This window comes from Succiniclasticum sp. (assembly GCF_056977735.1).
On sequence record NZ_DBMCWA010000016.1, the window covers coordinates 47,832 to 58,824 of the forward strand.

Sequence of the window (10,993 nt, forward strand, 5' to 3'; positions counted from 1 at the left end):
GAAGGTTTATGTCCGTTTAAGGAATCACCGTTTAACCTGTCTACCTTTAAAAGCCTAACTCTTCACCCACTAAAATCACTTTGATCTTTTTAGCCGGTTTGCTGCGGCGGGTGACAACGATATAGTTACAGATCGTGTCGGCACTGTTACAATTCCCACAAACCCCGGTAAGGCAGCAGGGCGTTTTGCCGCCGAAGCGCTGCACGTTGATTCCCGCCGCCACCGTATGGGCACGGTCAATGGCGCTGTGCAGATTGCCCGTCACCTTATTCAGGCCGGCAATGACAATAACCTGCTTCGGACCGTAAATCATGGCGGCACACCGGTTACCGTTGCCGTCGATGTTAACCATCTCGCCATCCGTCGTCATGGCATTGGTGCTCATTAAAAACGTATCGCAGAGCAATCCCTGCCGCATAATTTCCATCCGCTCTTCCGGCGTTTTCGCCGTGTCCCGGTCAATGCATCTGAAATTTTTCCGCACATAATCCAGCAGGCCAATCTCTGCAATGGTAGCCGAACCGCCCCAACTGATTATATCATCCTTCGGGATCAGCGCTAACGCCTGCTGCAGCGCTTCCTCTTTCGTAGCACAGTAATAGGCATCAAAAGCCCGTGCCTGTAACTTTTTCACCAGTGTCGCGCCTAACCGGGCGTTGCGTTCTGTTCTCGGATCTGCCATGATGATTCCCTTCTTTCTTAAAATACTCCTACATTTTATTATATCACAAAAATGAAAATGAGGAATGGATAAAGCCATTCCTCACACTGTTTATTCTAAAAATTTTTCATTTGTTGTCACGTCACACACTACAACCCGGTTACCCCTTCGGTACAACCTTCGGACCACGGTCCGTCTTTCCTTTCAGTCTGTCATCCTCATACACCGGCCACATTTTTCCGTCGTATAAAGTAAGCAATTTGATTTCATCGCCCGTATCGCCCACGATAAAATTCATCTGGTAGCGGGAATCGTACTTATCCATGTTCCTGTCTTCCCATACCTGAACCAGGTACCAGCCTGCCCAGCAATCCACCGGCGGATTGTCCCCCGTCAGGAACTCCATCTTATAATCGTAGAACTGGGAACGGTTATCCATATTGGTAGCAGCGGGAATGAAATCCTCCAGCATGTATTTGATCATAGCCTGCTGCAGCACCAGCGGAGCCGGTCTGTCAGTTACCGGAATGTAATGTCCGCACAACGGCGCAGGAAGCGTTTCCTTACCTATGATGTTGATGCGTCCGTCAACCGTGGGCTGCATCACATACGCCTGGGACTGGTTTTTCTTCAGCCCCTTTGTGCCGTCGGCGTTGACCGTTTCCGCGTAATCCAGCATAAACGCGACCATATCGTCGGTCGGAACCGGACCGGCCTCCGTGGGCGGATTCAGTTTATACTCTTTCGAGCTCCGCAGCCGGGCCGCCATGAACACGCTGCCGTCCGGATGGGAAGGATGGCTCCGTCGCACGGACTCAATACCTATGTAAGTACGTTTAAAAGGATCCCCTGCCAGCACACCTTTTTTATGCATCACCACCAGATAGGTCACCTCTTCCCCGGAAGAAAAACGACGGTATACGCCTTCCGGGATATCCTCCGGGCCAATTGCCTTTTCAGCAGAAGGGTTCGCCGCAAAGCCGCCAGCACAGGCAGACATTAACAGAAACACAAAGCAAACAGTAAACAGTGTTAAGGCCTTTTTAGAAATCTTTGGTATTTTCAGCATCCCCTGCCCTCCTGTTCTATTATTATAATTCTTTAACGGCTGCATTTATATCATTCATGACTACAGGCGCAAATAAATCTCTTTATCTCACTGATATGCGATTACAATCCGGGAAACACGGCCATTCTTCACAAACAGATACAAGTTGCCGCGGTTTTCCTGACTCTTGGTGTCATGATTATACCAGTAAAGCATTTCACCGTTTTCAGCCGGACTTTTGATATCTTCTTTTCCCAACCGGTCATACACGCCCTGCAACGGCATGCCTACCGTCACACCGTCCGGGGTTCGCCAGCCGTTATCACTGTTGGATTCAATCCGCCAGGCATTATCATCATAAAACTTAACAACAATGGAATCGTTTCCATAAATCATCGTCGTTTCTACAAAATCCCCATATGCCTCGGACTTCACCTGTTCTTTCGTCACACGGTCCGGCACGCCGAATACGTTTTTCACCTGGAAAAACGTCGCACCCAGCTGAACGCCTAATGCGATACGGTTTGCAGGCAGTTCTGCAAAAGCCTGACTCATGAGCCCAAATAACAAAACGAAACACAACGAAATAACCCTGATCTTTTTCATGCTTACACCTCGTTCCATATTACATTACTTTTTCTTTATAAAAAAACACAAACTAGCTACTCTTCTCTCACTTTCGCCTTCCTGCAATGCGTTTTGATATAATTCGCCACAAACGCAAAGTCTTCGTCCGCTGCATACACCTGATTGCGGCTCAGCGTTTCGTTCACCCGGATCAGGTGTTCTTTCGGCAAAAATTCCAGTTCTTTTACATCGTCAAAATAAGTCAGCATAGATGTACGGGACGCCGCCAAAATACCTGTTCCTACGGTGCTCAACCTGCTGCCTGCCAGGCCTGCGAGCACCGTGATCGCACCTATCAGTTCAGATTTCTTTACATGCTTATCATGCTGTTTGTGATTGATACCCTCTTCATCCATCTCAAACACCACGCAATATTTTCCGCCGATTATGTACGCAAAAATAAGATACCCGATAATGCTGAGCACCAGAAAAATCCCAAACAGGATTGCCGCGGTTTCCCCTACAAACTGCAGCGTTTCCATCAAATCGCTGTCCATAATGCTTATCACAAACAAAATTGCCAGAAGAATAGCCCCGGCGATAAGCATTGCGCGCCAGACCTCTTTGATGATGGCTGAGGATTTATACATATCCAGTTCGTACACCCAGCGGTACTTGCCGTCCGGGCACATGGTTATGTTGTTGCTTCGGTAAAAAGATTGCGTTGCCATAAAACACCCTCTCTTCTCAATAGCACCAGAAATCCTCTGTCCTGTACTTCCATCCAATCCGCTTCATACAGAAATCAAACACTTTGTCCCTGGGCGAAACCACCGTCATGTTGTTTCCGCTCATCTGATCCGTTTCGTAGCGCCACATCTCCTGCCCGTATTTTATATATTTCCATTTCACGATGCGTTTCAGTTTTCCGTTCTTCACCTCTTTTGTAGAAACCCTGAAAAATTTGCCCTCCAGGTTTTCTTCCCAGGCAAGCGTTTCATCCATCACATAAATGTCCGCATTGATGTTTTGCCAACGGTCCACCCACACATCCTTTGCCTCACAGGGATTGACGGATACAAATAAACATACGGCTGCCAAAACCGTCATCAAAAAAGCTATCTTTTTCATACTGAACCCCCTTTTAAAAATCCGTCTGTGTTTTACTCCCTCACCTTCGCGTTTTTACAATGCGCTTTCAGATACTCCGCCACAAACGCAAAGTCTTCGTCTTCCGCGTACACCTGGTTACGGCTCAGCGTTTCATTCACACGGATCAGGTGCTGCTTCGGCAACAGCTCCAGTTCTTTCACATCGTCAAAACTGGTGTACATAGACGTACGCGTTGCTCCCAGAATGCCTGTACCGACCACGCCCGGCCTGCCGCTGGCGATACCCGCAAGGGCCGTGATCAAACCGATCAGCTCCGCTTTCTTCACATGTTTTTCCAAAGCCTTGTTATTGATGCCGTCCTCATCCATCTCGAACAGCGCGCAGTATTTTCCGCCTATGATGAACGCAAAAAGCAGATAGCCCGCAATGCTGAGAACCAGAAAGATTCCAAACAGAATGCCGGCCAATTCCCCTATGAACTGAAGCCCCTCCATGAAATCGCCTTCAATAGCAAAGAAGAGAAGCATCAGCGCGATCACAATCGCAATACTGATGACTATCGCCCTCCACACCTCTTTGATGATCGCCGTAGTAGTATAGAGATCCAGTTCGTACACCCAGCGATACTTGCCGTCGTTACACAGGGTAATGTTTTTACTTTTGTAAAAAGGTTGAGCTGCCATAAAATACCTCTTTCCCCTCAAGCCTTTTTTTCAGTCGCCAACGCCTTCCCAATGGACGTCGTGCGCCGTAACCGTAAAGTTGTTGAACTCGGCCGCAGGCGCCTTACCCGGCAGGTTCACTACCAACTTTTCTGAATCCTGAAGCGGCTTAATGTTCATTCCGGTAAAGGCCTTTTCGTATTTAATATTCTTCTCGTTCAGCAGTTCCTTATCCAAATCGCGCAGCACGATATCCAGTTCCAGCCCTTTCACCGAGATGATCGTCCGGTTTTTCTTGCCGTTGTAGAAATGCCCGGAAATTACCAAATCGTTATCTTTACGCTGCACGTCATCGACCAAAAAGACAATTTTCTGGTTCGCAGCGGCGTCCTGTTTTTTCTCCGCGTTAGCAGTCTTCACCTCCTCAGCATATTCCTTCAGTTTTGCTTCCTTTGCCGCCGGGTCCATCGCCTTTTCAGTATCAGCCTTCATCTCTTCCTTCGTCTCGGACTTTACCTCTGCCTTCGTCTCCACTTTCTGCGGTTCAGGCGCAGGTGGTTCCTCTTTCTTTTTCCCAAACATAAAATACGCGCCGATCAGTAACAGAAGCACCAATACACCTATTGCGGCCTTCTTCATCATGCCTTTGTTGCCGTCTGCTTCCGCAGAAGGCGCCGGGGACGCTTCCTTCGCTTCCGCTGCTTTACGGGCCGCTACTTCCTCCGCCGCTTTACGTGCAGCTGCTTCTTCTGCTGCCTTGCGGGCCGCCGCTTCTTCCGCCGCCTTGCGTGCGGCTGCTTCTTCTGCTGCCTTGCGGGCCGCCGCTTCTTCCGCCGCTCTGCGTGCAGCTGCTTCTTCCGCTGCTTTGCGTGCGGCCGCTTCTTCCGCCGCCTTGTGTGCGACCTCTTCTTCTGCTGCCTTGCGGGCCGCCGCTTCTTCCGCCGCTCTGCGTGCAGCTGCTTCTTCCGCTGCTTTGCGTGCGGCCGCTTCTTCCGCCGCTCTGCGTGCGGCTGCTTCTTCCGCCGGGGGCTTATGATTCCTCGGCGGCATTGCTACAGTGCCAACGGCGGGGTTATTACCCCTTGGAGGCATCACTGCTTTGCCGTTCTCCGGACGGGGTACGTTCCCTGAATTTGCCGCCGGGCGGGGCGCGCCACACGATGCGCAAAACTTGCCTGTATTGATCCTGCCACAGGCACACGCCCATTCCGCCGGCGAGGCCGACTGAGGCGCAGGCGCCGCCGGGCGCGGTGCGCCGCATTTTACGCAAAACTTACCCGTATTGGCCTTTCCACAGCTGCAGACCCACGTACCCTCAGCGTTGTTATTGTTTCCTACCATTTTTGTTTCCTCCAAGTTACTTGTTAGTATCCCTGAAACTTTTCGCTACGGCTCGCTGTGCATTTTCCACAGTTCCTGAGCCCCGGCAAATACTACGTGTTTGACTTCACACTTTTGCCCCGCAATTCCCGCAAAACATACTGTCAGGTTCCAATTTTGCCCCGCAGTTCGTACAAAACTCCGGTGCGTTCCTGGCGCCGCATTTTGCACAGAAACGACTGCCGCTTCGTAACGGCGCCCCACACTGTTTGCAAAACGCCGCAGTTCCTGCAGCGTTGTCCATCTTCGCACCGATTTTTCCTGCCGCATTCGCGCCTGCAGAAGTAGCAGTATGTGCAAAACGTTCCGGTTTCGAAGGGGCTGTAGGAGAATCATTTTGCACAAAACGCTCCGGTTTTCGCGGAGCCGCAGCAGGAGGAGCAGTGTTCACAACGCGCTCCGGTTTAGGAGTGGCTGCTGCAGACTGACCGGCTTTACCTGCGCCGCTACTGGAGCCGCCTCCACCTTTGGAGCTGCCACGGCCTTTCAACAACCGGCTTGCACCGAAGCCGATAGCGCCCGCTGCAACGACACCGATGCCGACTTTACCCGCGGTACCAAAGCCGCCGGATTCGCCGCTGTCTTTTTCGGGAGAAACTGAGGCTTTATCTTTACCGGCAGTCTGTTTCCCGTTACCTTCACTGGCAGCACTTTTTTTCGTACCGGAATCAATTGATCCTGTTGACCCTGCAGCACTATCCCCTGTCAGTAACTTATACGCCTTTTTACATGCTGCATCAGATGTAAAAATATAATAGTGCCGGGCTAATGCGGGCTCCTTGCGATATGTGCCGGTAGAAGATTTCATATCGTTCCCAACTTCCATCCCTACATGATATATTATCGATACGTATGCCGTTACTTCTTCCACGTCTTTGGGAATTATATATTTATTTTCAAAACCATTTACCTTACCGACAGGCATTAAGTCTTTTGCATTATTTATTTTCTTATGATTGTAATAATTGACAGTTCCCGAATAATTATTCCCCCTGGAGAGTTTTGAAAGCATACCCGGTATAACATCCGCTTCAGCAGAGATACTTATCTGGCTTCCGGGAGCGGCTTTTGCAAATACTACATTCCTATATTTTCCAGTTTTTCGTAATTCGGCCGTATATTTTTCATATGCTTTTAAATCTAAATTTTCCAACATCACATGCATTTTGATCTGCGCGGTCTTCGTGGGTTTCTCTTCACCTTTTTTTGCACGCGGCTGTATCGTTACCGTCCTCGAAACCTCTTCGGCTGTCACTTTAGCCGCATCTGCCGTTCCGCCGCCCAGCATACCCAACACAAACAAAACCGCCGCCAGCAACACGGAAATATATTTCTTCATGCTAAGCCTCACCTCCGGAAATACCCCAATGTTTTATGCGTTTTAAATTTACTCCAGTATGGTAATCTTGCCTGTCTCTATAACTTTCCCCTTCAACTCCGAACTCCATTTGCCTTCAAAGTGTACTTTCATAGTACGTTGCTTAACATAATCCCAAGTTCTGGTAGCAACAATCGTATAATCTACAATCAGGACAGGTTCCTTTCCCTCCAGATTGACTTTCATAGTACAGTTGATGTTGCTCACTTCGGGTCTCGACTTTTTAGGATCTTTGGAAAGCTCTTCTTTAAATTTTCTGTGTCCTTTCCATATTTTTTGCTTAGCATCATAGGTGAGGGGCACATTGGGAGCCGTTCCCATATTATCCCCATTCGCCAGACATATGTTCAGACCCCACCGGCCATCCTTTTCTTTGGTAAGCCGGAATCCAACTTTATTATCAACTGTCTGGGTTTGGTTTCCCATCGTCGCTCTGGCCTTGCCATTATAAATGCCTTCTTTAAGATCCTCCTTTTCCAGCGTGGCCTTCAGCACGACGTTTTGCTTCTCAGACTGGGTGGAAGTTACCAGTACGAGATATAAATAATTATCTTTTGTCTGCTCCTTGAAATTTTTGATAACGGTACTATTGCTTGATACTATATTATTGATATCATCTCTATTAAACCTGATAAGCTGTATCCGGCAGCCTCCTTCAGCCTCTAATTTCAGCTGACATTTTTCCGGAAAGTCATCGGCCAGGTTTACAAATGTTCTTTTTTCGATATGTTTTTCAGGAACCGCCAGTGCGACTACGTACGCTCCATAGCCCCCAAGCTCAAGGGGCTTACTGGAAAAAACTATGGGAAGTGCATCTTCTTCGCCATTCTTAATTTTCTCTTTGGTTTTATCATCCAGTTGCAACTTGATTGCACTTAAATAACGATCTTCACCAAGGTCTGCCCAGGGTTTCTGACAACCCTTGTAGTAGTCCTCAACAGATTTAGGACCTAAATTTTTAATCACTTCCATATAAAAGTTTGCGGCAAAATCAGCTTCCCTCACGTGAATCGATCTCATGTAATGCTTCAGCTTCCAACAGTTTGCGCTCCATTTTTCATAGCATTCCCTAATCCAGGCATCGCCGCCCAGCTTGCTGCTTATATAATCAATCATCACCCCCCGCGCATAACCATCTTGTCGTGTATTATGTTGCGGAATCAGGCCTTGCCACAGAAGTTGGAAATTCTGTTCTCCGTTCGAAGTAATTTTGTTGGGAATAATCAACTTTTCAAAGTGTGTTGATGTTGCCTCATCAAACCATAAGGTTTGGAGGACCGCAGAAGCTGCATAATTGATTATGCTCTGCTGCACTGCGTGAAAGGTCTCGTGGTAGATAGTTGCCTTTGTATTCGTTCTCCGATCTCCCTCATAGCTCATGTCAAGGTTATCGCCAAATATGCTTCTTTCCCTAAGCTCTATGTTGCCGGACAACGGATTCCAACCGCCTTCAACTTTGCAGTCGCTGATATAAACGTCAATCGGCGTGAATGTATCCACATGATCGGCATAACCATGCGTCTTGTAGTAATTGTAGGCCTCTTCCAGATCGCTTAACAGCTTTTGCGCTTCACCGCTCCCCATATATACGTTTTTCCTGAGATCTATATGGTAGGGGTACCACAGGCGGAAATGACCTTTGGAATTTTGATACCCTTCTCCATACCATATTATGCCCTCTTTATAATAGTACCCCACATATTCCGTTAACTCACCCACATCCGGAGTTTTATTCTCTACCGTTTTTGCGGATGTTTTAAATTTATGCCGGTTTCGACCTGAGGCGGCCGGATCAATGACAGCCACGGCTTTGCCATCCTTTATCTCGGCATCAAAATATTCATAAAACCGCGCAGTTTTGCCGTCTGCCAAAGGGTAATCCCGCCCTACGCCGAGTTTAATGTACAGACCGTTGCCGGTGGTCGGTTTAAAGTCCTTCGGAACCGGCACAGATACCGTAACCTTGCCCTGGCAGTTCTTGTCAAACTTCATGACATACAGGTCGCCAATCAGCCCGTTATTTAGTTCTTCTTCCTTGTCTTTTACCGTGGTCAGTGTGGCTTCGCCGTTTTTCAGGTTGGTCTGCTTAAAGTCCAACGCAATATCGTTCAGCGCCAGCATGCCATTTTCCAGTTTGGCCGTGGGGCGGAAAAAGTCCTGCAAAAAGCCGGGCTTCCAAAAGCCGGTAATGCCAATGACTAACAGAACCACGGCTGCGGCAGCTGCCATAAGGATCTTGTTCCGATTGGATTTTTGCGGCTGGTTCGAAGCCTGCCACTGCTGTTGAGGCTGTACCGGTTCCCTGCCTTGTAACTGAGGCTGCGCTTGCGGCTGTGCCCAGTCTTGTTGTGAAGAATATTCCCGGTCCTGTGTTTGGAATGACTGCCGGTTTTCCGTCGCCGGGACCGCTGCCTCCGTCAGTCTGGCGCCGCATGCAACACAAAATGTATCCCCCGGCATCACCGCCACCCCGCATTCGGGGCAAAAAGCGTACACCGGATCCGGTTCACCGCCGACTTTGGCACCGCACTCAGTACAAAACTCCGCTCCGGGCAAAAGCGGGCTGCCGCACTCAGGGCACGTCAGCCCAACCAGATGACTCTCTATATGTGCGCCGCAGTTGCCGCAAAACTTCGAACCTGCTTCTATTTCCTGTCTGCAATTTGGGCAAATCATACGATCCTCCTGTCAGCATAACAGCCGATTACAATCCGGGGCTACAACGTCTTAATCAATCTTATACGTCCTGTATTCCGTTTAATCCACACCTTCATAAATGTTTTTCGCCTCAAGCACGGACTTGTCGTATACCGTATCGTCATACGTGGCCGGCACATCATGATACACCGGAATGTTCAGATCCTGATACCCAAACCAGTTGCGCTGCACGTCCCAGAACAAACGGTAGCGGGTAGGATTAGCCGTGCGATTCACATTGTCAAAGCGCAGTTCCAGATCGCCGTCCTGGCGCGCCAGCATAGTGGGAAGGGGCAGCGGGCTCCAGTAATTTACACTGTCCACATACATTTCCAGTTTTCTGGCAAAGGTATCATACCCGTACAGCACCACACGACCGTGCGCGTCCATGGCAAAGTACACGCGGCCGGTATTGTTGTCGCGGAACACCTTGAATCCGTACCCGAACGTGTTCTTCGGGCTGTAACCGTCCGCCACCCGTGTATACTTATCAGTGCCCGGGTCGCGCCACCAGATGAGAAGGTGGTAGCGTTTGTTATCCTTGGCATTCGCCAGGTTGCGGAAACGGATCTTGACATCGCCCATCTTGGTACGGTATTCTTTTTCCCATTTTTCATTAGCTTTCAATTGCAGCACGCCGGTATCGGCCACTTGCACAAAATTTCCGGCTTCGACCTGCACTGCCCCGCCCAGCAGTACGCTCACGGCTACAAAAAGTGTCAATAACAAACTCCAAAGATGTTTTTTCATCATAAACGTCACCTCCCGATGATATTCCTTCTTTGTTCCCGCAGGGGTAATTCCTTTGCTTTTTAACTTTATTATATATGGAAGATGTGTTTTTTTCAAACCAAAGTTATGACTTTTTAAACGTTAGACCTGTTCCCTCGCCCAGGCGCTTACTATCACCTGGTTTTACCTTTTGACTTTACACTTTTTACTATTTTCCTTGTTTTTAATACAGTTTAACGGATTTGTATAATACAAAAGAGCAATTGTGCTATAATTACAGCATTTTTCAGCCAATCAGGCCTGTTCCGGGCCGGTGGAAAACGCCCGTTTTTTGAAAATCGCCGTTAAGGCCCCGAACAGCCCCGTAGCGGGCAGGAACGCTCTGAACGGTATATATGTCCAATCATCCATTGCAAAGGCCTTACAGGGCATTTTAGAACGTTTTCTTTTTGAAATTCGTATATTTTAGCTTTTTTTAGTATTTTTTACATGTTTATACTTGTCTATTTTTATCATTTCGCAATTTTTTATTAATTTTTAAATTTTACTTTTCATTTCACGTATAAATTCTCAAAACGTCGTCAGCATTTCAAGGATAAAAACCACAAAACGGTTTCAACGCTTTACGGAAAAAATGCAAAACGTTTATACCCTTTTGATAGTGTCAATAGTTTTGCGCAAATTTTAAAATCCCCTTGTAGTGGTTGAATTCAATCTATATACTCATATGATTCATCTGCGATTTCGTTCAGATG

General features: G+C 48.2%; 10 protein-coding genes. All 10 read right to left on the reverse strand.

Features of this window, described 5'->3' with window-relative positions:
* Positions 1 to 46: 46 nt before the first annotated feature.
* Positions 47 to 682, reverse strand: coding sequence for a lactate utilization protein (locus ACZOWY_RS09770; protein WP_484396569.1), 636 nt, complete (start codon positions 680 to 682; stop codon positions 47 to 49).
* A 139-nt stretch (positions 683 to 821) separates the two neighbouring features.
* The gene (locus ACZOWY_RS09775) at positions 822 to 1,730 is read right to left on the reverse strand and encodes a hypothetical protein (protein ID WP_484396574.1); all 909 of its coding nucleotides are present in this window, start codon (positions 1,728 to 1,730) and stop codon (positions 822 to 824) included.
* A gap of 87 nt (positions 1,731 to 1,817) precedes the next feature.
* Positions 1,818 to 2,315, reverse strand: a complete 498-nt coding sequence (locus ACZOWY_RS09780; RefSeq protein ID WP_484396579.1) for a hypothetical protein — start codon at positions 2,313 to 2,315, stop codon at positions 1,818 to 1,820.
* A 56-nt stretch (positions 2,316 to 2,371) separates the two neighbouring features.
* Positions 2,372 to 3,007, reverse strand: coding sequence for a hypothetical protein (locus ACZOWY_RS09785; RefSeq protein ID WP_484396584.1), 636 nt, complete (start codon positions 3,005 to 3,007; stop codon positions 2,372 to 2,374).
* A gap of 16 nt (positions 3,008 to 3,023) precedes the next feature.
* Positions 3,024 to 3,407 (reverse strand): hypothetical protein, encoded by a 384-nt coding sequence (locus tag ACZOWY_RS09790; RefSeq protein WP_484396588.1) that lies wholly within the window; start codon positions 3,405 to 3,407, stop codon positions 3,024 to 3,026.
* Positions 3,408 to 3,439: 32 nt separating this feature from the next.
* Positions 3,440 to 4,072: a hypothetical protein gene (locus ACZOWY_RS09795; RefSeq protein ID WP_484396593.1), complete on the reverse strand. Its 633-nt coding sequence runs from the start codon at positions 4,070 to 4,072 to the stop codon at positions 3,440 to 3,442.
* A gap of 30 nt (positions 4,073 to 4,102) precedes the next feature.
* Positions 4,103 to 5,392: a hypothetical protein gene (locus ACZOWY_RS09800; RefSeq protein WP_484396597.1), complete on the reverse strand. Its 1,290-nt coding sequence runs from the start codon at positions 5,390 to 5,392 to the stop codon at positions 4,103 to 4,105.
* Positions 5,393 to 5,498: 106 nt separating this feature from the next.
* Positions 5,499 to 6,770: a zinc ribbon domain-containing protein gene (locus ACZOWY_RS09805; protein ID WP_484396601.1), complete on the reverse strand. Its 1,272-nt coding sequence runs from the start codon at positions 6,768 to 6,770 to the stop codon at positions 5,499 to 5,501.
* Positions 6,771 to 6,818: 48 nt separating this feature from the next.
* On the reverse strand, positions 6,819 to 9,485 hold the full coding sequence (locus ACZOWY_RS09810) for a zinc ribbon domain-containing protein (RefSeq protein ID WP_484396607.1): 2,667 nt from the start codon (positions 9,483 to 9,485) through the stop codon (positions 6,819 to 6,821).
* A gap of 81 nt (positions 9,486 to 9,566) precedes the next feature.
* The gene (locus tag ACZOWY_RS09815) at positions 9,567 to 10,259 is read right to left on the reverse strand and encodes a hypothetical protein (protein ID WP_484396612.1); all 693 of its coding nucleotides are present in this window, start codon (positions 10,257 to 10,259) and stop codon (positions 9,567 to 9,569) included.
* Positions 10,260 to 10,993: the final 734 nt, after the last annotated feature.

Bases quoted from the DNA above. Each gene is read 5' to 3' on its own strand.
- ACZOWY_RS09770 (WP_484396569.1), bottom strand. From the start codon at position 682: ATGGCAGATCCGAGAACAGAACGCAACGCCCGGTTAGGCGCGACACTG.
- ACZOWY_RS09775 (WP_484396574.1), bottom strand. From the start codon at position 1,730: ATGCTGAAAATACCAAAGATTTCTAAAAAGGCCTTAACACTGTTTACT.
- ACZOWY_RS09780 (WP_484396579.1), bottom strand. From the start codon at position 2,315: ATGAAAAAGATCAGGGTTATTTCGTTGTGTTTCGTTTTGTTATTTGGG.
- ACZOWY_RS09785 (WP_484396584.1), bottom strand. From the start codon at position 3,007: ATGGCAACGCAATCTTTTTACCGAAGCAACAACATAACCATGTGCCCG.
- ACZOWY_RS09790 (WP_484396588.1), bottom strand. From the start codon at position 3,407: ATGAAAAAGATAGCTTTTTTGATGACGGTTTTGGCAGCCGTATGTTTA.
- ACZOWY_RS09795 (WP_484396593.1), bottom strand. From the start codon at position 4,072: ATGGCAGCTCAACCTTTTTACAAAAGTAAAAACATTACCCTGTGTAAC.
- ACZOWY_RS09800 (WP_484396597.1), bottom strand. From the start codon at position 5,392: ATGGTAGGAAACAATAACAACGCTGAGGGTACGTGGGTCTGCAGCTGT.
- ACZOWY_RS09805 (WP_484396601.1), bottom strand. From the start codon at position 6,770: ATGAAGAAATATATTTCCGTGTTGCTGGCGGCGGTTTTGTTTGTGTTG.
- ACZOWY_RS09810 (WP_484396607.1), bottom strand. From the start codon at position 9,485: ATGATTTGCCCAAATTGCAGACAGGAAATAGAAGCAGGTTCGAAGTTT.
- ACZOWY_RS09815 (WP_484396612.1), bottom strand. From the start codon at position 10,259: ATGATGAAAAAACATCTTTGGAGTTTGTTATTGACACTTTTTGTAGCC.